This window comes from Stenotrophomonas sp. Bg11-02 (genome assembly GCF_002836635.1).
GTDB classification, from domain to species: Bacteria; Pseudomonadota; Gammaproteobacteria; order Xanthomonadales; family Xanthomonadaceae; genus Stenotrophomonas; species Stenotrophomonas lacuserhaii.
The window spans coordinates 22727-45065 of record NZ_PJAY01000052.1 but is presented as its reverse complement, the minus strand read 5'-3'; the positions used below and the strand labels follow the sequence as shown (position 1 = coordinate 45065).

Annotated in this window: 17 protein-coding genes, 1 tRNA gene and 1 pseudogene; 17 read left to right on the top strand and 2 right to left on the bottom strand. The window is 57.9% G+C overall.

The annotated features are described in order from the left end of the window. Window positions 1–402: 402 nt before the first annotated feature. The 4 genes and pseudogenes from CXG43_RS06565 to CXG43_RS19085 all read left to right on the top strand — a co-directional run. Window positions 403–876: pseudogene (locus CXG43_RS06565) on the top strand (ATP-binding protein); the annotation flags it as partial. Between the two features lie 66 nt (window positions 877–942). Beyond that, window positions 943–2583, top strand: coding sequence for an AMP-binding protein (locus tag CXG43_RS06560; protein WP_101099232.1), 1641 nt, complete (start codon window positions 943–945; stop codon window positions 2581–2583). Window positions 2584–2650: 67 nt separating this feature from the next. Beyond that, a complete protein-coding gene (locus CXG43_RS06555; RefSeq protein WP_101099231.1) occupies window positions 2651–3322 on the top strand; it encodes a hypothetical protein in 672 nt (223 codons plus the stop codon). Continuing rightward, window positions 3288–3713: a hypothetical protein gene (locus tag CXG43_RS19085; RefSeq protein ID WP_157825117.1), complete on the top strand. Its 426-nt coding sequence runs from the start codon at window positions 3288–3290 to the stop codon at window positions 3711–3713. The genes CXG43_RS06555 and CXG43_RS19085 overlap by 35 nt, the downstream gene beginning before the upstream one ends. Window positions 3714–3893: 180 nt before the next feature. Here the strand turns inward: CXG43_RS19085 and ubiA are convergent, their stop codons facing one another. Both ubiA and CXG43_RS06545 read right to left on the bottom strand, forming a co-directional pair. After that, window positions 3894–4787 (bottom strand): 4-hydroxybenzoate octaprenyltransferase, encoded by an 894-nt coding sequence (gene ubiA, locus CXG43_RS06550; protein WP_101099230.1) that lies wholly within the window; start codon window positions 4785–4787, stop codon window positions 3894–3896. A gap of 120 nt (window positions 4788–4907) precedes the next feature. Continuing rightward, window positions 4908–7130 (bottom strand): polysaccharide biosynthesis tyrosine autokinase, encoded by a 2223-nt coding sequence (locus tag CXG43_RS06545; RefSeq protein ID WP_101099229.1) that lies wholly within the window; start codon window positions 7128–7130, stop codon window positions 4908–4910. Between the two features lie 731 nt (window positions 7131–7861). Between CXG43_RS06545 and CXG43_RS06540 the strand changes: the two genes are divergently transcribed. The 13 genes from CXG43_RS06540 (at window position 7862) to CXG43_RS06480 (ending at window position 22195) form a co-directional block, all read left to right on the top strand. Further along, window positions 7862–9028: a nucleotide sugar dehydrogenase gene (locus CXG43_RS06540; protein ID WP_101099228.1), complete on the top strand. Its 1167-nt coding sequence runs from the start codon at window positions 7862–7864 to the stop codon at window positions 9026–9028. Window positions 9029–9284: 256 nt separating this feature from the next. Continuing rightward, on the top strand, window positions 9285–10511 hold the full coding sequence (locus CXG43_RS06535; protein ID WP_232767660.1) for a Coenzyme F420 hydrogenase/dehydrogenase, beta subunit C-terminal domain: 1227 nt from the start codon (window positions 9285–9287) through the stop codon (window positions 10509–10511). A gap of 93 nt (window positions 10512–10604) precedes the next feature. Continuing rightward, window positions 10605–11720: a polysaccharide pyruvyl transferase family protein gene (locus CXG43_RS06530; protein WP_101099226.1), complete on the top strand. Its 1116-nt coding sequence runs from the start codon at window positions 10605–10607 to the stop codon at window positions 11718–11720. Window positions 11721–11749: 29 nt separating this feature from the next. Continuing rightward, complete coding sequence (locus CXG43_RS06525) at window positions 11750–13153, top strand: oligosaccharide flippase family protein (RefSeq protein WP_101099225.1); 1404 nt, start codon at window positions 11750–11752, stop codon at window positions 13151–13153. After that, window positions 13137–14048: a glycosyltransferase family 8 protein gene (locus tag CXG43_RS06520; protein ID WP_157825115.1), complete on the top strand. Its 912-nt coding sequence runs from the start codon at window positions 13137–13139 to the stop codon at window positions 14046–14048. The genes CXG43_RS06525 and CXG43_RS06520 overlap by 17 nt, the downstream gene beginning before the upstream one ends. A 53-nt stretch (window positions 14049–14101) precedes the next feature. Then, window positions 14102–14872 (top strand): WecB/TagA/CpsF family glycosyltransferase, encoded by a 771-nt coding sequence (locus CXG43_RS06515; RefSeq protein WP_101099223.1) that lies wholly within the window; start codon window positions 14102–14104, stop codon window positions 14870–14872. Window positions 14873–14946: 74 nt separating this feature from the next. Next, window positions 14947–15894 carry a glycosyltransferase family A protein gene (locus CXG43_RS06510; protein ID WP_101099222.1) on the top strand — a complete coding sequence of 316 codons (948 nt, stop codon included), beginning with the start codon at window positions 14947–14949 and terminating at the stop codon, window positions 15892–15894. Between the two features lie 2 nt (window positions 15895–15896). Next, window positions 15897–17054, top strand: a complete 1158-nt coding sequence (locus CXG43_RS06505; protein WP_101099221.1) for a hypothetical protein — start codon at window positions 15897–15899, stop codon at window positions 17052–17054. A 70-nt stretch (window positions 17055–17124) separates the two neighbouring features. Further along, the gene (locus CXG43_RS06500; RefSeq protein WP_101116299.1) at window positions 17125–18303 is read left to right on the top strand and encodes a glycosyltransferase; all 1179 of its coding nucleotides are present in this window, start codon (window positions 17125–17127) and stop codon (window positions 18301–18303) included. A 37-nt stretch (window positions 18304–18340) separates the two neighbouring features. Then, a complete protein-coding gene (locus tag CXG43_RS06495; protein ID WP_101099219.1) occupies window positions 18341–20227 on the top strand; it encodes an acyltransferase family protein in 1887 nt (628 codons plus the stop codon). Further along, the gene (locus tag CXG43_RS06490) at window positions 20224–21315 is read left to right on the top strand and encodes an acyltransferase (RefSeq protein ID WP_101099218.1); all 1092 of its coding nucleotides are present in this window, start codon (window positions 20224–20226) and stop codon (window positions 21313–21315) included. Before CXG43_RS06495 ends, CXG43_RS06490 begins: the two co-directional genes overlap by 4 nt. A 242-nt stretch (window positions 21316–21557) precedes the next feature. After that, window positions 21558–21634, top strand: a tRNA-Arg gene (locus CXG43_RS06485). 168 nt (window positions 21635–21802) lie between these two features. Continuing rightward, window positions 21803–22195, top strand: a complete 393-nt coding sequence (locus CXG43_RS06480) for a hypothetical protein (RefSeq protein ID WP_101116297.1) — start codon at window positions 21803–21805, stop codon at window positions 22193–22195. The last annotated feature ends 144 nt before the right edge of the window (window positions 22196–22339 follow it).

Sequence of the window (22339 nt, the reverse complement as noted above, 5' to 3'; positions counted from 1 at the left end):
CAGTGTCAGCTAAGCGTGCTTTCATTGAGCCAAATCACCGTGTCAGTTCTTGAATGGCCACGACGGCTCGATTCCCAGTTGGTGCTATTCACTCAAACCGGATGGCGGGAGGGTGGATAAGGGCTGGCCGCCGTGAGTCCTAGCTTCGTCCTAGGGTGCGGATGGTATGGGCCACAGTAGGCGTCGTACCTGATTCTTTTCCTAGACTTTGACGCGCCAACCGAGTGTCTGCGGTCAACGAATTCGACCAGACTCTCGTCGCCCGGCCAGACAAGCGCAAAGCGGGTTGAGGGACACCAATGGGCGGTCAAACGCCACGACTGAAGAACCGGACGGTTGCAGGGTCCGGCATGGAAGGTGCTACTGGGATCATTTTTGCAGATAACGGGGTTGATAACCCTAGCGATGAACCCGTGCCCTTGCGGTTGGGCTGGGGATCGCAGCAACCGCTGTCTGTGTACCAGCGAGCGCATCCAGCGCTATCGCGGCCGGGTGTCCGGCCCGTTGCTGGACCGCATCGACCTCCATGTGACGGTCAGCCGCCTGTCGCCGGAAGAGTTGCGCGAGGGGGCTCCGGCAGGCGAGTGCAGCGCGGATGTTCGCTCAAGGGTGATCGGTGCGCGCGAGCGTCAGCTGCAGCGTGGCGCGCTCAATGCCCACATGGACAGCAAGGCACTTCGTTTGTGCGCGCACCTCTCCGAGGCCGACCAGAACCTGCTGGAGCAGGCCATCGAGCGGCTTCAGCTGTCTGCTCGTGCAATGCACCGGATACTGAGGGTGGCGCGCACGATTGCGGACCTGGCGGGGAGCGATGGCATCGATACCGCGCATCTGGCCGAGGCGATCGGTTATCGCCAGTTGGATCGAGGGGCGTAGGCGAGACCCACCCACAGCCACACGCAACCGGTTATCGTGCCAGACACGCCCCGGAGCTCCCCCCCCATGACCTATCAACGTGCCGTGGATGACTTCAACCTCCACGACTGGGAAAGCCGCCTGCACGGAGACCTGCAGAACGGGCTCAATGCCTGCGTGGAATGCTGTGACCGCCATTGCGGGAATGATCGCTTGGCGCTGCGCTGGATCAGCACGGACGGCAGCCTGCACCTGTACACCTTCGAAGACCTGCGCGCGGCCGCATCCAGGGTCGCGCATGTGCTCACCGCACAGGGCATCGGCCGCGGCGATGTGGTCGCCGGCATGCTGCCGCGCACGCCGGAGCTGCTGGCCACGATCCTCGGCACGTGGCGCGTCGGCGCCGTGTACCAGCCACTGTTCACCGCCTTCGGGGCCAAGGCCATTGAATCGCGGCTGCGCACCGGCCGCACCCGGCTGGTGGTCACCGATCACATCAACCGGCACAAGCTGGATGATGTCGAAGACTGTCCGCCGGTCGCCACGATTCTCCCCGCCGGACAGTCAGCTGAAGCAGCGGACATCGACTGGCGCGCGCGTCTGGCCGACGCCGGCAGCGCGCCCTTCGAACCGGTGCTGCTGCGCGGCGATGCGCTGATGGTGCTGCTGTCCACCTCCGGCACCACCGGCGCGCCGAAGGGCGTTCCGGTACCACTGCGGGCGCTGATGTCCTTCGCCAGCTACATGCAGTTGGCGGTGGATCTCCGCCCCGGCGATGTGTTCTGGAACATCGCCGATCCCGGCTGGGCGTATGGGCTGTACTACGCGGTGATCGGCCCGCTGATGCTCGGCGAGGCGACCACCTTCAACGAGGCGCCCTTCACCGTGCAGGGCCTGCACGAGGTGATCGAACGGCTGGGCGTGACCAACCTGGCGGGCTCGCCGACCGCCTACCGGCAAATCATCGCGGCCGGCGAGGCGTCGGCCGCGCGCGTCGCTGGCCAGCTGCGGGCGGTCAGCAGTGCCGGCGAGCCGTTGAATGCCGAGATCGCTCGCTGGTTCACTGCCCATCTGTCCACCACCGTACTGGATCACTACGGCCAGACCGAGACCGGCATGGTGGTCAACAACCATCACGCGCTGGAGCATGCGGTGCGTGCGGGATCGTCCGGCTTCGCGATGCCGGGCTACCGCGTGGCGGTGCTGGACGATGACGGCCGCGAGCTGCCCCCGCGAACGCCAGGCATCCTGGCGATCGACATCGCGCGCTCGCCGCTGATGTGGTTCACCGGCTACTACGGCGCGGACACACCGGCCATCCGCGATGGCTACTACCTGACCGGCGACACCGTGGAATGCGAGGACGACGGCTCTATCAGCTTCATCGGGCGATCCGATGATGTGATCACCTCGTCCGGTTATCGGATCGGTCCGTTCGACGTGGAAAGCGCGCTGCTGGAACATCCCGCCGTCGCCGAGGCGGTGGTGATCGGCGTACCGGATCCGGAGCGCACCGAGATCGTGAAGGCCTTCGTGATCACCAGCAATCGCATCGAAGGCGATGCGGCGTTGGCCGCGCAACTGCAGCAGTACGTCAAGACACGGTTATCCGCGCATGCCTATCCGCGGCTGGTGGAGTTCGTCAGCGAGGTCCCGAAGACGCCGAGTGGCAAGGTGCAGCGCTTCGTGCTGCGGGCGGCGGAAGTGGCCCGGCAGGCGCGGCAATGAGCCGGCGCGCGTGCGCTAGAATCACATCAGTAGAGGCATGGGCCCTGGTCCCCTGCAGTGACTGAACATGCGCATCCGAAACCTCACCCTTCCCGTATCCGATCCCGACAGCGTCGCCCGCTACTTTCGCGACGCGCTGCAGTTGCCCGTGTACGAATACCAGGTAGTGATTGGCTGGAGCACCATCACCCTCGCTCCCGCCGATGCCCGGCCGGTCGGCGGCGTGCACCTGGCCTTCAACGTACCGGACAACCGCTTCGCCGAGGCGATGTCCTGGCTGCGCGCGCGCACGCCGTTGCAGCGTTCGCCCGATGGGAAGGACTACTTCGCCCTTGAAAGCAGTTGGCAGTCCCAGTCGGTGTACTTCACTGGCCCGGATGGGCTGATACTGGAATTGATCGGCCGGCGGCGCCTGCCTGCGTCATCGCACGTGGGGCCCTTCGATGGCAGCGAGCTCACCTGCCTGAGCGAGGTCGGCTTGCCGGTTGCCGATGTGCCGGCGACGCAGCGCGTGTCGAGCGAGCGCTTCGGGCTGCAGCCGCTGTCGGAACCTTCGCAGGTTTTCGCACCGATGGGCGATGACGAAGGCCTGTTGATCCTGGTGGATGCCACGCGTCACTGGTTCCCCGAACAGGTGGATCTGCCGAATGCACAGGGACTGGTGGTGGAGATTGAGGCGCCTGATGGGGCTGCGGAAGTGGCCGATGCCGGCCAAGGCTGGAGCGTGCGCAGCCGCTGAGGGCATCAAAAACAAAGCCCCGCGGGTGCGGGGCTCTGCCTCTTCAGCTCAGTGCAACAACTCATTCTTCTTCTTCGTTGGTGCCCTGCTGCTGGTTCTGGTTGCGCTGCTGCTGTTCCTGCTGCTGTTGCTGCTGCTGGTCGCGCTGACCCTGCTGGCCCTGCTGGTTCTGCTGACCCTGCTGGTTCTTCTGGTTCTGCTGATTCTGCTGATTGGCCATCTGGATGTCTCCCTAAAGCCGCATGCGGAATGCCGCGGTCATGGCCATCCTCTGCAGACGCTGGTTAACCATGTGTGCGCATGTGTGGAGGACGGCGTCACGACGTTGTTTCCGCGCCTGCAAAACACCCCGAAACCCTTATGGAACAAGCACCTTAAGAGTTCATACTAGGATTGCATGAGTTCATGGCGCGGCGTGCTTTGGCCTATTCAGCCGTAGCCTGGATCGTGACGTTCCGATGACGGCCTCCACCAAGCGTGCCGACCAAGGGACGCCATGCCGTTGCATGGGTGGGTGATGACCGTTGGTCGTCACGCTGTTCCCGCTGCGCTCGGCGAGCGTGGCTCGGCGCTACCTGACCGCCAGTGCCAGCGCGATCCCCACGAACAGCGCCGCCCCCACCCAGTTGTTATGCAGGAATGCCTTGAAGCACGGATCGCGCTCGCGATTGCGGCACAGCCAGAACTCATACGCCACCAGCCCGGCCGCCACGCCTACCGAAACGAAGTAGTACACCCCCAGCTCCGCCCGCACGCCCACCAGCGTCATCGCCGCCAGGAACAGCGCGTACAACACGCCCTGGATCACCAGATCCAGATCCCCGAACAGGATGGCGGTGGAATGCGAGCCCATCTTCAGGTCGTCATCGCGGTCCACCATCGCGTACCACGTGTCATACGCGGTGGACCACAGGATGTTGCCCACATACAGCAGCCACGCCAGTGCCGGCACTTCACCTTGCACGGCAGCGAAGGCCATCGGAATGCCCCATCCGAAGGCCATGCCCAGGTACACCTGCGGCAGGTGCGTATAGCGCTTCAGGTACGGGTAGCTCGCCGCCAGGAAGATGCCGACGAAGCTCAGCGCCACGGTCAGCCAGTTCATTGTCAGTACCAGGGCGAACGCCACCAGCATCAACACCGCGAACAGCATCAGCGCGTGCCGGCCACGCACCGCGCCGCTGGCCAGCGGACGATCCTTGGTGCGCTTGACGTGCGGGTCCAGCCAGCGGTCGGCGTAATCATTGATCACGCAACCGGCCGAACGGGTCAGCCAGACCCCGGCGGTGAACACGAACAGCGTCCACAGCGGCGGCAGCCCGCCCGACGCCAACCACAGCGCCCACCAGGTGGGCCACAGCAGCAGCAGCGTACCGATCGGGCGATCGGCGCGCATCAGTTTCCAGTAATGCCGCCAGCGCGGCGTCGCGTCCGCGTGGGACGCATCAAGGGGAGTGTGTGACATGGGGAAATGATACTCCCGCCCGGCAAAGGCCCAGGTAGTGACGGCCGCTGGCCGTCATGCGTCAGCAATCGGTGGGTGACGACCGTTGGTCGTCACGCCTTGGCCCTCAGAACAACAGCCTCAATCCTTGCCGTCGGACTTGTACTCGTAGTACCCGTAGCTGTAATAGCCCGTCGCACGCTTTTCCACCGCGTTGAAGATCGCGCCCTTGATCTGCACGCCGTTCTGTTCAAAGCGCTGCAGGGTAAGCAGGATTTCCTTCGCCTGGTTCACGCCGAAACGGGTGACCAGCAGGCTCGATCCGGCATGCGTTGCGACCAGCGCCGCATCGGTCACGGCCAGGATCGGCGGGGTATCCACGATGATCAGGTCGTACTGCGCCGACAGCGACTCCAGCATCTGCTGGAAGCGCGGGTGCATCAGCAGCTCGGCCGGGTTCGGCGGAATGTCACCACGCACCATGTAGTGCATGTTGTCCAGACCCGGCACCGGATGGATGGCCGCCTCGACTGCCAGCTTGCCGCCCAGCACGTCCGAAAGGCCCTTCTGGTGCGAGATGCCCAGCAGCTTGTGCAGGGTGCCCTTGCGCATGTCCGCATCAATCACCAGCACGCGCTGGCCAGCCTGTGCGATGACCGCACCCAGGTTGCTGGACACGAACGTCTTGCCGACACCCGGACGCGGGCCGGAGATGGTCAGGATGTTGTTCTTCGCCTCCAGCATCGCGAAGTGCAGGCTGGTACGCAGGCTGCGCAGCGCTTCCACAGTGGGATCTGCCGGCGAGGTCACCGCCAGCAGATGCTGGCGACCATCGGCAACAACACGAGTGCCGTGCTTGCCCTTGCGCAGCTTCGGCAGTGTGGTGGATACGCTGAGCGGGATGGCGGCGTAGACCGGCAGGCCGAGCTCTTCGATAACTGCGGGGTCTTCGATGCCGGGGTTCAGCATGCGCTGCAGGAAGACGAAGGCCGTGGCGAGAAAAGCGCCAAGCAGGGTGGCGATGGCCACGATCAGCGACTTGCGCGGCTTGACCGGATGGGCGATGTCCACGGCGGCCGGATCAACGATGCGCACGTTGCCCACCGCACCGGCGCGGGCGACGTCCAACTGCTGGGCCTGGTTGAGCAGCGCGGTGTACATCTCGTTGCTGACCTGCAGGTCACGGGTCAGGCGCAGCAGTTCCTGCTGCGTATCCGGCAGCTGGCCGACCTGGCGCTGGAAACCGACTTTGCGCCCTTCCAGGCTGCTGATCTGCGACAGCAGTGCACGGTAGGCCGGATGTTCGCGGGTGAAGCTGCGATCCATCTCCGCCTGCTTCAGGCGCAGCTGCTGGATGCTGGCCTCAACGGCAACCTCCTGGTCCAGCAGACCCTTGGTCTGCATGGTGATGTCGACCGAGTTCGCCTTCGATTGATAAGCGGTCATGGCGACCTGCGCCTGCTCCACCTGGCGGCGGACAACCGGCAGCTGCTCGCGCACAAAATCAAGCTGTGAGGCTGCTTCAGCGGAGCTGCGTTCGACATTCTGGCGGACGTAGGCATCGGCGACGCGGGCGATGACCGCCTCTGCCAGCATCGGATCCTCGTTCTCGTAGCTGAGCTGCAGAATGCCCGATTCCTTGCCCTGCTCCACCGCCTGCACGGCCTGCTGCAGGCTGGACACCACATCGAAGCGACGCAGCTTGACCAGATCAAAGCGCGTATCCGGATTGGCGCGCAGGGCGACCACTTCCAGCGTTACGCCGCGACCTTCGGCCGCCTTGCCCGCTTGGCCGCGCAGGATTTCTTCGCCCTCATCGTCGTACAGCACGAAGCTGCCCGAAGCGCCGGCCTGCAGCACCAGCGGCGCGCCGATCATCTGCGCAGGAACGTCCAGGCGATGGATCTGCACGGCTTCGCCACCCCAGCCATAGCTGCTGGCACCGAAACGCGGCGGCGCGACGGCGTCGGGGGTTTCCGGCTTGAACTTGCGTGCGAAGTACTCGCCCACCAATGGGAATCGACGCGGGGTAAGCACGGTGTCCAGCTGCAACTGGTCCACCGCAGTACCGATGACGGTGCGCGACGTCAGCAATGCAACTTCGGTCGTCGCGGCGGCACTGGTCGGCGCACCCATAGACGCGAGATCCGATATGCCCGGGATCGCTGGCACTTTCGACTCCACCTGCACCATGGACTGCGCCTGGTACACCGGCGAGGCGAGCAGTGCGTAGGCTGCGCCGACGATGAAGAACAGCGCGGTCGTTCCAATGATCCACCACTTACGGTCGATCAGAACACCCAGCAGCTCCCGCAGATCGATCTCGTCTTCCTTGACCACACTTGATCCCGTTTGCTTTGTCATTGCTTCCACTTGATTCAGGACCAGCCGCGCAAGGCGCAGGGCGGATCGGTCGGATTTCTATATCAGGGCAACCCAGGACAACCGCTCCTACGGGCCACCAACCACGTCGCATCATGAAGCCTGTAGCAGGGACCAATTCCTTTCCCCATCAAGCACTTGGCACCGATGCTCAGGGCCAAGCGCGACAGTTTACCGCATCACAGCAAACGAGCGGGCCGTGATGCCAGGCTGGGCCCGAGAAAAGTGTGACGCAGTTCCAACGAATCTCGCTTGTAGAAAGGCGTATCTGCTGACGCAAGATTACGCATGCCGCGTGAGCCCACGATTGGTATCATCGCTGCCCCGATTGTCGAGGGCATGAATCCGTTCATGACTCGCCGCGCAAGGAGCCCATAGGGTATCGGGCAATAGCCAAAGGACTGAAGCACCAGCCCGCATGCCAGCGCAATACACTCCGGTGACCCGATCAATCGAAGCACAGGCGAGAATGAATCACGCCATGCCTGCGATGGCTTCAAGTGTGATTCCGATGGAATCTGTCGCATCTGCCTGTAGTACGATCCCCTACGCTTGCAGGGAGCGGCCCTACAGGGAGCACCCAGCAGCACAAGTTCCATTAGTAACGGGTAGTGGCGAACAGTGGCGCGTCTGAGGGGGCACGCGCCTTCACTGGCTTCGTCATTCCTGCCTCCCCCATCGCAGTGCGTAAAAGATACAAAGGATCCCCCGCAATGAAGATTGCCGTGGCCGGGACAGGGTATGTCGGCCTGTCCAATGCTGTCCTGTTGGCACAGCACCACCAGGTTGTTGCATTTGATATCAACGCCGCCCGCGTGGAGAAGATCAACTCACGAAAGGCGCCGATTGAAGACCGCGAGATCGAAAGTTTCCTCGCGAACAAGCCACTGAACCTGGTTGCCACGCTGGACCGGCGCGAGGCTTACGAAGGGGCTTCGTTCGTCATCATCGCAACGCCGACGGACTACGATCCGCAGACCAACTACTTCAACACCTCCTCAGTGGAGTCGGTGATCCGCGATGTGCTGGAGGTCAATCCAGATGCAGTGATGATCATCAAATCCACGGTGCCTGTGGGTTGCACGGCAGAATTGCGGACACGGTTCGGCACTGAGAACATCATCTTTTCGCCCGAGTTCCTGCGCGAAGGCAAGGCGCTGTATGACAACCTGCACCCCAGCCGCATCATCGTAGGCGAGCGCTCCGAGCGCGCCGCGACGTTCGCTGGCCTGCTGCAGGAAGGCGCCATCCGCAAGGATGTGCCCACGCTGTACACCGACGCCGCAGAAGCGGAGGCGATCAAGCTGTTCGCCAACACTTACCTGGCGATGCGCGTTGCCTACTTCAATGAACTGGATACGTACGCTGCCACTGCAGGCATGGATACGCGGCAGATCATCGAAGGCGTCAGCCTGGATCCGCGCATTGGCGGCCATTACAACAACCCCTCGTTCGGCTACGGTGGTTACTGCCTGCCGAAGGACACCAAGCAGTTGCTGGCCAACTACAGCAACGTGCCGCAGAACCTGATCAACGCGATCGTGGATGCGAACCGGACCCGCAAGGACTTCGTTGCCGATGAGGTGATCCGCCGCAAGCCACGGATCGTTGGCATTCACCGGCTGGTGATGAAGGCCGGATCAGACAACTTCCGTGCCTCCGCCATCCAGGGCGTGATGAAGCGGATCAAGGCGAAGGGTATCGAGGTCATCGTTTACGAGCCCGTCCTGGACGAGCCGACGTTCTATGGATCGCGCGTGGAGAACGATCTTGAGGCGTTCAAGCGCGAAGCCGACGTGATTGTGGCGAATCGGCTGTCGAACGACCTGACTGATGTGGAAGCGAAGGTCTACACACGGGATTTGTTTGGCCATGATTGAGGGGTCAGTGAGCCTTCTACATTTTCTGCCAAGGGATCCACAAGTTCGGCCGAAGCAAGCACTAAAGCAGAATCTGGCGACGACTGAAGTAGATTTCCGAAAACCCCGTGTCCAAGCCCCATGGCGCATGTCACGCACGAAATGACACCACGGAAAAATTCATACAACAATGAAAAGCGCTAAAAGCCCAAACCCAATTAGCCCCTACTGCACCGGCTGTGGCGCATGCGCCGCACGCTCGGAGGGCACAGTGCGCATGGACTGGGATCCAGACGGATTCCTGGTCCCCAAGAAGGTCTCCGCCAGTAACATACCCGAAGCTGCGTTTAGCGCCTGCCCATTCCCAAAGGAAGGAGACACCAATGCACTCGATGAGGACGCGCTCGCAGGCATATTCCTTCGAGATTCCAGCCGTAGCGACCCCAAGGTTGGTCGATTCGAAAATACATATATCGGCCATGCACCGGCACACCGAGAAACATCATCATCGGGCGGGCTTGCCACATACGTCTTTCATGAAATCCTTCGCCGCAAGATCGTTGACCATATCTTCGTCGTATCGCAAGACGGCGCTGCCTTCAAGTACAGACTTGTAAGCAGCGCTGAAGAAGTCGATGCGACCTCAAAGACACGCTACTTCCCTGTCACGCTTGAAGATTTTTTCTCCATCACTGAGACGATGGATGGAAAAATCGGCGTTTCGGGCGTTGCGTGCTTTGTGAAAGCAGTGCGCATCTATCAGGCCCAGAACCCACGCTATGCGGAGAAAATCCCCTTCATCGTTGGTATCATCTGCGGCGGCCTGAAAAGTGCCTCTTTCACAGACTACCTTGCTGATAAAGCCGGCGCTGGCGATAATTATCAGTATCCCCAGTATCGCATCAAGGACGCGAAGAGCAGCGCCAACGACTATTCGTTCGCCGCGATCTCGGCTGACGGTAATCAGCACAGCATAAAGATGGCGCGTGTTGGCGACATGTGGGGTACAGGCATGTTCAAGGCCAAAGCATGCGACTTCTGCACCGATGTATTAACGGAGCTGGCTGATATTTCGCTCGGCGATGCTTGGCTTCCCGTATACCGTGAAGACGGGCTGGGCCATAACGTGCTAGTAACCCGCACAAAAGTCGCCGACGAGATATTGCAGGAGGGAATAAGTGACGGGTCGCTGACGGTTGCATCCGCAGACCCATCACAGATCATCTCATCTCAACGAGCCAGCTTTGCACACCGTTGGGACGCACTGCAGTTTCGGATACGCCTGGCAAAATTCCTACGCCATCCGGTGCCTGCAGTCCGGCAGCGCGTTCTTAAGAAGGTGCCGATCCTGCAGTCGTTAGTGCAGATTCAACGAGAACGCACAAGGTTTGCCAGCATTTCACACTGGCGAAGGAAACCGCTTGCCAAGCATTTCGATATCCGAATGTTTCCTCATCGTGCGTTACTTAAAATATTCACAAAATTGAATCACTGGGCTCGTTAGTTGCCACATGGACAGCAGTGACCGGGATCCCGGACATTGGGATCGCCTCCAAACGTGACAAGCTTTGCGCCGTTCAATACAGCGAGCCAACCTATGAAAGTATTACTCCTGACGTACTCCTTCAACTACAACTACGGCGGTCTGCTTCAGGCATACGCGACTGTGAAGCATCTGGAAATGATGGGGCACGACGTAACGGTCCCGACGAGTCATCCTGCTCACATGGTGGGAAACACCTCTCTATGGCGCGGCATGGGACTCAAGGGTGGAAACCCGCTGGCAGCAGTATTGCGCAGGCTCAGACAAGTCACTCGCTATAGGCGTTTTGACGAATTCAGGAATCAGCTACCTATAGATCCCTCGCTTTCGTCGAAGCAAGCAATCAGCGCAAACATTGCAGAGTTCAATGCAGTGCTGACAGGCAGCGACCAGACTTGGAACACCAAGTTCATGCCAGCGTATGACTCCTACTATTTCCAAGGTTTCTTGAGTACAGCTGTTAGAAAGATAAGCTACGCTTCTTGCTTCGGTACGCGTGAGCAGAAGGAAGATATCCTCGCCCTCGCCGCACCGGATTTGGAAGACTTCGACTCAGTCGCGGTCAGAAACGAGGTCAGCCGGGACATCGTCGAACGCATTTCGAACATCAAGCCACAAGTTGTCGTGGACCCGACCCTGCTTCATGACTTTAGTGAGCTCAAACGCGCCTCTGCACCCTCGCAGCGAGCGCCGTTTGTGATGGTCTACGCTTTGGATACGGCAAACTTTCCCGTCGCTGAGAGCATTGCAAATCGTTTGCGGCAAGCGCAACCAGAGCTCGAAGTACACTTTGTCAACGGAGAGAAAAACTTCGACAAGCCAGCCTGGGCCAGCCACCTCATCAACTCGTATGGGCCTGTCGAATTTTTAGAGGCAATTCAGGACGCCGCATACGTCGTCACCGACTCATTCCACGGAACCATCTTTGCCCAGAAGTTTGGCCGGCCTTGCATCGCGTACTCGTCCGGTTGGCGTGCAGAGCGGATCATCAGCATGATGAAGGACTTTGACGCGTCGGACCTGCTGCTGCTGGACAGCGATCCCGTGAGTGTGAATCGGGTTGTGGAAAAGGTATGCAATGGCGGCGCTAGGCTCATGATCAGCGCTGAGCTGCAACAGAAGATCGACGAATCAAAGGCCTATCTCGCTGCGGCTTTGGAACCCAGGTGAGTCTCAGTTCAGTCGGCCGCAAAGGGTTCATGCACCTGCTCGTTATCGTGGCGACCAGCAGGGCTTCTGCCTTCCTTGCGCAGTGGGTGATGGGGATCTTCCTGTTCAAGGAGGATTTCGGAGTTATCGCGATCATCTCGATCGTCTATCTGCTTGCATCGGGCTTCAGGGAGGTCGGCCTGTATCAGGTCCTGCAAGAGGAACGGGACAACTTCGAGGCCAAAGCCCCGAAGCTTACTTCCGCTGCCCAAATCTTCAACATGAGTGGCGTGTTACTGCTCCTTTGCGCAGGGCCGCTTATTGCGAACCATTACGCAGACCCCAGGTTGCTGTTGATCACCGCGCTGCTGGTGCTGGCTATGCCATTCAACATCGCGGCCTTGCCGTACAAGGCTCGTCTTGCAATAAATTTTGATTTCAAGCGAATATCCAAGGTCGAATCTAGCTCCATACTCGCAAGCAATCTGAGCATGGCGGCGCTGGCCGCAGCCGGTGCAGGCGTGTATAGCTTTGTCGTCTCCCAGATAGTATTGACCCTCATGCTTTACGCGATGTATCGATGGGGTCAGCCGCCGATTCAAGCGCCCATCTGGCCGGGGCTCGTCGAGTTCAAGTCTTTCATGAGCCGATCAAAATGGCTTGTCCTAAGCTCATATATGAACAACTTCGCCACACGTGGAGACTACTTAGTGCTCTCCCTTATTCTCAGCAAGGTGGCACTGGGTCTCTATTATTTCTCGTATCAGTTGATGGCCGCAGCTGTGCAACTCATAGGTATGGCCCTCAGCCATCTCCTTCTACCTTTGTTCTCGGCGATCAGGAACGATCCATCACGCATTCGGTCTGGGATGCAGAAGGCTGGTGATGCGCTGAGCCTGATGTCAGGCGCGCTCTGCCTGTCACTCTTGGTTTGGTTTCCGTTCGTCATTCATTTTGTCTGGGACGGCAAATGGGACGAATCGATACCATTGGTTCTCATCGTTACCCTTGCAGTCCCACCTCGGCTGCTGTCCTCTCCTTTGGGCTCCTCCGCCCTAGAGGCAATGGCGAACTACCGGGCGCGGACGCTTCTCTCAGTTGTCGATGCGGCGTCTCTAATCGTCCTCGTCTGGATTGGCGGGACGTTGTACGGGGTAGCAGGAGCCTGCGTCGCAGTCGGCATTCAGCGCATTACAGCAGGAATGCTCTTCTACTTCGCAGCAATGAGTTATGCGGGAGTTGGGGCAACGAACGCAGCCATCCAACTGGCTAATCATCTAGGCCCCTACCTCGTATGTGCGGGCTCTTTGACAGCCATAATAGTGCTTGGCTTAGGCTTCGAAAAATTCCTGCATCTAGGCTTCTTTGAGACGGCCGCAATCTACATACCGCTCATGCTCATCTATGGCGTACTCAGCCGCAAGCAGATCATCCAACATGTCTTCAATCGCTAATACGCAGCCTGCGAGTACAACGGTGCATTTGTGCTTCTGCGCAGATGGAAAGTACCTCGAATTCATCGTCCCTGCAGTCGAATCGGCTTGGCGAGCCGCGAGCCCCGACACCAGCATTGCGGTGGATGTGATCGCCGACCATGAGCCTTCGGAAGACTTCCGTCGCGCCTTGGAGAACTTCTGTCCCGGGCGGCTGCGCGTGCATGTCATTGATCCGCACCAGTTCGGAGACCTGCTGGAGGTGACCCATATCTCGCGAGGTATGTACTACCGCCTCATGATTCCCGAGCTGGTCCAAGCTGAGAAAGTTCTATATTTGGACTGTGACGTTCTGGTCAGGAAGGACCTTGGGCCTCTGTTTGCTACTCCCCTGGAGGGATACCTCGCAGCGGCCGTGGTCAATCCGTTCTACGATGCTAGTCGCCTTGGCTTGGCGGTCAATGAGATCTACTTTAACTCGGGCATCATGCTGATCAACACTCAAGCATGGCTGGACTCAGAGGTTAAGGATAGGGTCCTTGCCTATCTTCGGCAGAATGCAGAATTGCTTCAGATGCCCGATCAGGATGCGCTCAACGTTATCCTGCGAGGACGGTGGGTCGAGGTTGATCCCACGTTCAATTGCCAAGTGTCGATGCTCATCCGCTACCGCGAGCTCGGCCCCGAGCTTTTGCCACGCTGGCGGGTCGATTTCTTGAGCGATCCTGCCGTGATGCACTTTTCAGCAGGGCATAAGCAGTGGCACTCCAGCAATCGCATCAGGTACTCAGCAGAGTACAGGACGCTCGCCAGTCACTTGATCGAGCCACGCCAAGGCACCTTTAAAGACTTCGTGATCGGCCTTCTTCGCAAACTGAAATATTCTGTTATTCAGTCGAACCCCTTTTTTTACTGAAATGGTCGAGAAGTCATCGAATGAATAATCGGACCAATGGAAGCGCGCGCGTAATGGGCACTGACCTTAAACACGTCAGGTTTGGGGACTTCAGCATCTTATGCGCCTCTAGGCAGGATCTTGTTGACCTTGCACTGGAAGATTGCAGCGCCCGCCCCCTTCGAACCAAAGTGGTCTTCGACGCGAATGGCCACGCCCTGTCTCTCGCTAAGACTAACCCGGCCTTTAGAAAGATGATTGGTCAGGCCGACATCATTCATGCCGATGGTGGGTTCTTGGTAACTCTATCGAAGCGACTTAACCTCAACCCTATACCCGAGCGAAGTGCGACCACCGACATGTTGCACGATTTTGCGAGCGCATTCCAAGCAACGCCTCACAGCTTCTATCTGCTGGGCTCGGAGGAGCGGGTGAATGCTGGATGCGCTGCGGAGCTCAAGGCCATGTATCCGAATCTGAAGATCGCCGGAAGACGCAATGGCTTCTTTAGCGCCGATGAAGAACAAAGGATCGTCGATGACATCAATGCTTCGGGCGCAGACGTGCTATGGGTGGGCTTGGGCAAGCCGAAGGAGCAGGAGTTTTGCCTGCGCTGGCGTGACCAGCTCAAGCCGGCCTGGACCGTCACATGCGGCGGCTGCTTTAACTATGTGACAGGTGACTATGCTCGCGCGCCGAACTGGATGCAGCAGGCCAATATCGAATGGATCCATAGGCTTGGTACACGCCCAAAAGAGATGCTAGGGCGCTACCTCAAGACGACGCCGCACGCGCTTTGGATCGCACTCACGGATAACTCCTCACGCGATAGACCCAAGTACTGAGGTCGCGATCAATTTCAGTTCATCCCAGCGCTGCGTGCTTAACAGCATTGGGCTAGCAATCACAGCGAACGAGCATGTCAATGCCACCTTATTTTTCAGTTGTCGTCCCTACGTACAACAGGTCAGGCTCGATTGGACCTACGCTCTGCTCCGTCAGGGACCAGACGTACGGCGACTTCGAATGCCTCATCGTTGATGATGGTTCCGACGATGTAGAACTTCTCGAGAGGTACGTAGCGGGTCTCTCTGACTCAAGATTCAGGGTGATTCGCCAGACCAACGGTGGTGGCGGCGCTGCCCGCAATACCGGAATTGCGCACGCCAAAGGCAAGTATGTAGCTTTCTTGGATTCGGACGACCTGTTCTTCCCGCAGAAGCTCCAGGTTTTCCGCGACCAGTTGGAGGCGCAGCCATGCGACGCTGCTTACTCCTACGCGAACGTGGATCGAGGTGTTGCAGGAAAGCGTTGGATTCGCCCTGATCGACCAATTCGTGATGGTGAGTCAATGGCTAGCTATCTATTCATAGCGAACCAGTTCGTGCAGACCTCCACGATCGTGATGGCCACTGTGGTCGCACGACAGATCATGTTCGATCCCTCACTCCGAAAGGGTCAAGACCTCGACTTCTGCTTGCGTGCGGACGTGGCAGGTGTTCGATTTCACATGATCGAGTCGCCGCTGATCACGTGGATGGACATCAGCGAGATTGGTCGTACCTCGCGCCATGCGGGGGCTGCAGCTCCACAGGCTTGGCTGGAGGCCCATGACCATCTCATGACCCGTGAGGAACTGCTTGGCTACCGCGCCACTGTCCTTGCCTACTACCAGCCTAAGTACAAGGCTTTCCAGGTTGCTCGAGACCTGATGCTTGGAGTCACCATTGCCAAAGTACCAGCCAAGGTAGCCGTTCGGCAGTGGCTGCGCTTCTGCTTGCCGAAGGATGTGTATCGAGGTGTCGTCAGCTTGGCGATAAAGCTTAGGGGCCATTCGTCCAGTGAGAGACATGGCGGCACGAAATGACTATGAATCGACTTCTACTTATCGAACGCCGACCGGCTGCCATCTCCACCTTATACTTAGGCACTATTTTCATACTCGTTACGGGGTGGCTTCCTGCGACGCTCGGTGCGGGCATCGGCACAGCGTCTTTCGACGCGCTGTTCCTCACTGGATCTTTACTGATGCTTTGGCGTTACGGGGCGAAGAGAGATCCATTACTAACGCAGCAGATTTTCTGGGCCGGCTATTTGGCGACTGGATTCCTCCTTGCTGTCTGGGTACGGAGCGTAAACCTGCTTGATTTTGCTCAGGCCTATAAGTTCGTTTGGTATCTCGCATTGCTGGCCCCGTTTGCGTGGGCAGAAGGAGCAATGAAGCCAATTGACTTTCGCAGGCTGCTCAATATCTCGCTGGTGATGTTTTTCCTTGTGTATGCCATAAAGCGTCTATTGGGATTTGATAGACCGACCCTGATCGGCGAGAATAACTTTGAGCTCGTCTTCCTCGCGCTCGTTTACTACAGTGCCTTTGTGGCAGGCACAAGAATATCGATAGCGCAAACGTTGACGCTTCTTGTGATCGTCGTACTGTCGGGCTCGCGCTCCGCCGCAATAGCGGTAGCACTTGCCGTAGCCCTCACATATGATTTCAGAACCAGAAGCGCCACCAAGCTCATCGGCGGCCTGATTGCTGGCGCAGTTGGGATAGTGCTGGCGCTAATAGTTTTTGAGAGCCGCTCTCACGGCGGCATCGAGTCAATTGACAGGTTCCGGTTCTTCTTGATGTTCTCTGAATCAGTTGCTGACTGGGGGCTTTTTGACTATCTACTTGGTGCAGATCGGCTGACGCCATTACCTAGCCATGTCTGCTCGAGCCTGTCTTACTACGCCTCCCTATTTAGCTACGATAAAAATGGAACCTGCTACTCCGTTATCTTGCACAGCTTCAATCTAAGAATCATCTATGACCACGGAATAATAATATCTCTGCTGGCCGGCCTTTACCTTCTACGATTGACGCGATCAGCGACATTGATCCAACGCGGCTGCTTGATCGGAATTATTTTCGTCAATGGCCTTTCAGTGTCAGCACTGAACAGCGTCTACACGGCTTTGGGGATTGCATTTTTTTGCCTTGCCGCTTCTGCAAATAAGGCTGAGCACACGCACTCCCTAGAATAGTCTCAGTTGACAACCTTGATCAGATGAGCACTGTCATTAGATACACATTGTTATTCTCAGGAGATTCTCGTTGAAATCCGGTATCCACATCGGCGTGAGCAGGAGTAACTACCCGGTAGAGCGATGCATCACTTCGCATGATTGGGCGACATTTATTGATCTGGAAAAATTCAATACTTATCGATACATCAATCAAGTACAGAAGCTTTTGGGTAGAAAGCGCGCAGGCGAGCTGTTTCGTGATTGCAGACCATTCACCGACCGAAGGATCTCGGGCATTTGCCTGTTCAACGAGGTGGCGCTAACCAGCAGGCCGTGGGCGTCGGTCTTCGAGACCGTTATACCGCGCATGGATGAGGTCATGGCGATCCATCGCCTGAGAGACGAAGCGATCAATTACCCGCGAAATCCGAGAGTCGAGAGAAGATTGCGATCAATGTGCAGCGACAATTGCCTAGCAATTAACGCCTTGTCCAAGAGCGCCTTTAATATTCAATCTGAGTTACTTAGATCGTATCCCGAGCTTCAGGATGTGATATTACGCAAAATGCGTGTCACCCACCCACCCCAGCCAATCCTGACATTACCGGGTGCGCGAAGATATCGCGAAGACACTTTCAACGTAATTTTTGTTGGCAATGATTTCTACAGGAAAGGCGGCGCTGAGTTAGTTATTGCACTGGATGAGTTCATGTCTGATGAAGGCCTATCGGGCCGCGATCTCTCCGTGACGCTAATTGGTGATCTGACTAGAAGGTCCAACTATGCACTCAACGGGTTCCAGGATAGTTCCATATTCGCCGAGAGGGTTGAGAAACTGATATCGAAGAGGGAATTCGCGGTAAAGAAGGGCATACCAAATAGTCAGGTATTAGCACTGATGGCAGCGAGTTCGCTCGGCTTCTTGCCAACGTGGGCAGACACCTATGGATACTCCGTGCTTGAGATGCAGTCTTGTGGCACACCGGTGGTCACTACAAATGTCCGTGCATTACCCGAAATCAACTTCGCCGAGCTGCTGATCAACGTGCCGCTGAACAGATTAGGTGAGATCGTTGTTGAATCTAGGCCGGAAGCCGAACGCTTTCGCGCTGCGATCATTGAGGGAATCAAGGTTAAACTGCGTCATCTCTACTATGATCGTTCAGCACTGAGTTCTCTGTCCGAGCGATCCGTTGCGCGAGTAAGAGACCATCACGACCCAAACACTTACTTCGAGTCGCTTTCGAATCTATTCAAGCCGGCGTAGGTCCCCGGCTCAGCAATCGCTACTCTCCGGTAGGCATATGAGTGCTAACAAGTACCGACCAGACATCGATGGATTGCGCTCGCTTGCGATCGCCCCGGTTGTCTTGTACCACGCAGGCGTACCAGCCTTCACCGGCGGATTCGTAGGCGTCGATGTTTTCTTCGTAATCAGTGGCTACTTAATTACGTCAATCCTAGCACGAGAGATATCTGAGGGCCGCTATAGCTTGGCGTCATTCTATGAGCGAAGAATTCGACGGATCTTCCCTGCCCTTTTGTTGGTGATAGCGTTCACGCTTGCCGCAGCCCCGCTCTTCCTGTTGCCTAGCGAGTTTATCAACCTTGGCCGTGACGCTATCGCCTCGCTGCTGTTCGTCGCAAATATAAATTTCTGGCTTCAAACCGGATATTTTGCTGCGGATGCCGAGTCACGACCGCTCCTTCATATGTGGTCACTAGGCGTAGAGGAGCAATTTTATGTCTTCGCCCCACTGCTTCTTTATGTGATTTTTCGCTACATTCCGAAGCTTAAGTTCGCCGCTGTCGGCTTTGCGTTTATCTTTTCACTTGCTGCGTGTGTGTACTTCACACCCAGCATGCCTGGCGCGTCGTTCTACTTGCTACCGACACGCGCGTGGGAGCTCCTGGCAGGCTCCATGCTCGCGCTTCAAGCTTTCGATCAGCGCAAAATGTCGTCATCCGAGCGCAGCGTCCTGGCGCCTAATATCCTCGGGTGCCTGGGCTTAGTTCTGGTTGTCGCTCCAGTCTTTCTTTACTCGAAAATGACTGTATTCCCAGGCGTTGCCGCAATCGCCCCGGTCGTCGGCGCCGCGCTCTTGATCTACAGTGGCGAAAGCAGCTCAGTAGGCAGGCTCCTGTCAGTACGCCCCATGGTGGGACTAGGCCTGATTTCCTTCTCGCTTTACCTTTGGCACTGGCCTCTGGTAGTCATTTTCAGGAACGCAGGCTGGCTGGATGATTCTATAGGGAAAGGCGTGGTGATAGCGCTATCACTGGCGCTGGCTTGGCTGACGACTAAGTATGTTGAGGCGCCAACTCGCAACCGAGAAAGGTTTACGCCACGGGGTTTGGCAAGCGCGGTGGGTGGGGTAGCGGTAGTGCTTGTAGGACTGTCAATCTTCTACAGCTCGCTCAACGGTTGTCCAGCGCGTTTCTCATCGGAAGTTGTGGCCTATGACAAAGCGCGCAATGACCGTAGCCCGGACAGAGAGCGATGTCATTTTGACCCAGGCCTGCCATCCTTGGATCAGGCTTGCGTTCTCGGGGCTGGGGACGCCACGTTAGCGGTATGGGGTGATAGTCATGGAGTAGAACTAGCAAAAGCGATTAGTGAGGCGGGTTATTCGGTCCAGGAGTTAACCTACTCGTCCTGCCCTCCTGCCCTGTACCGCCCGAGCCCGCCTAGCAGACCCTACTGCCAACAACATAACAATCGCGTATTCAATCGTATTGTGTCGAGCAAACAACTGCGAAGTGTGGTTCTGGTCGCATATTACTCGTCGCGTGAGACCGCACTTCCCGAGCAAGTTTCAATGACTGCAGCAAGACTCAGGCAAGCTGGCAAGCATGTCGTCATAGTTAGGCCCTATCCTCTCCTCGATGGACATTCGGACGTGCCATCCTATCTAGCTCGGGGTGGGGCTCCATGGGTGAAGGACCACGCGCCAGCAGATGAGGCATTCAGAAAAACTATGGCGGAACATGCAGAAGTTGTTATGCCTCGCGGCATTTTCTGCGCGATGGGTCGTTGCAACTTGATCGTTGATGGGCATCCTATTTTCTTTGACGCACATCATCCGAGCATGCACGCGGCCCGCCTGCTCGCAGTTCCGGTAGGTCAGGCTCTGTCGCTTCGTGGGAGCTTACCGAGCAGTGGCGCCCGGCGCTCGAGAGTCGCCTTATGAATACACTCCCGAAACGGGCATCCAGCGAAGCTATCGCAGCCTACGAAGGATCGGCGCGGTCTCTTTATTGGGATTGCTGGAAAGGTATAGCGATCATTGCAGTTGTGATCATTCACGCCTGCGCGAGTTTTTCGGACTTCCCGCCAATTTCGGCTAATGGAATTTCGGGATTGATTATCCGGCAAGTTGTCAACTTCGCCGTACCTTTGTTCTTTGCGCTGTCGGGTTACTTCGCGGGCAACCTGGCAGCGGGAAGCCCCATCGACTACTACGTGAAACGCATAGGGCGAGTCTTCTGGCCTTACGCCGTTTGGACAATTGCCTACCTATGCATCCGCGCCTTGGATGAGCAGGTATCTATCCTGACCGTGGTTAAAGGCTTCATATTTGGCACCGGGATAGGGATCGGCTACTTCGTCGTCGTGCTCCTCCAGTTCATCCTACTAACGCCAATTCTTCTAGCGATAAAGACGCCCTCCCGACATCTCGGCACGATGCTGACCATTATGCTAATGGGGCTTTCCTTTACCTATTGCTTCCCAGCGCTGCAGCCGGACCACCCGATTTCATCATTCCCTTTCTATGCTCTGCCCTTCTTTGTGTGGTATCCATTTTACCATCTTGGACTTTTCATTTCGCGCTACAAATCCGAGGGTGAAATACAAGAGATCCCCGCTCATGTGATCTGGATAGCGCTAGCCATTACTGCAATTTTCGCATTTTTGGAAAGCCTGTATTGGCTCCTTGATGGAGGCGGCAAATTCGCAACGTCGCAGCTGAAGGCAAGCAACTTTCTTTACGCAATTGCCTTGTTTGTTGCAGCCATAAGGTTTGAGCGAAGCAACTCCATGCTCCATCGAAGCCGGGCCTTGGCGTGGCTCGGAGCCAACTCATTCGCGATCTACCTTATTCACATGCTGCTGCTAGCACCGATCGCGCGAGCCCTGAGCACTGTCAGATCTTTGTTTATGGCTCAGCCGCTATACGTCTTGGCCTGTGCAACGGCAACTCTGCTCGCCTGCTCATTGATAATAAGCTGCTTAAGACGACTGCTTCCGGCTCGTGCCGGCCGAATTATCTTGGGGTAAGGAGTACTCTCTGGGCCTTTCGGCAATCGTCCAACTTGCTCCAGCGACGCGCCGTTTGAATGCGCTCGTTCGTTGCGAGACATTGAAGAGTTAGCGCGGCATCGCCAGCCTGTAAGTTGGATCACGAAGGGCGGAACAACTGGCACGCCCTGTGCCCGCCGCTCCGCCAACGAAGAAGTTGCAGCGACCGTGCGAGGTGACTGCACTACTTGGCCGGATTTCCGCTACACTAGTTGGCCAGCGCGCTCGTAGCTCAGCCGGATAGAGTAGTGGCTTCCGAAGCCATTGGTCGGGGGTTCGAATCCCTCCGGGCGCACCATCTCTTCGCTTCACCCCCCGCGTCCCAGGCCCACGGCCCGGACGCCGCGAACAGGGCCCCCTGAAGGCCTGTTCAGCCACGGCAGCGACGCTTCACGCCCCCTCCAACTCCCCTGCGACAGCATCGGCCTCCCACGGGCACCTGCCCGCCTGCAGAGGAGTGGCATCGATGAATATCCTGCGTACCCCGCTCGCCCGGTCCCTGGCCGTGGCTGTCGCCTTCGCCATGGCCGTCCCCGCTTTCGCTGCGCCGTCGAACAAATGGAACGTAGAGTTGAAGGGCCGATCCAAGATCGATGGCGAGATCACCCTCGCGGTGACCCCGCAGGCAGGCGAAGCCACCAATGTCGCCATCGCCATCCCGGCCGCCACTAATCACGAAGCGGCTGCGGTGCTCATCTCCAATGCGCTGTCCAAGGAGTTCGGTGCGGGCGTCTACAGCATCAAGACCGACGACACCGACGAAGTTGAGATCAAGGCCGTCAATGGCAACCGCGATTTCGATGTGATTGTGGTACGCAACACGGCGGATGGTCTGGAGCTCAAGCTCGACCGCGATTGAACCCGGCGGCCCCCGCGTCATGCGGGGGCTTGCCTTGAGCCGGCGGCGTATTCCGCATTACAGCCCCCTCCTTGGGCACGTCGCCTTCGACTGATGCCCTGCGCCGTCCATGCGACGCGCCGGCCCTATGCCGCATCCACAACT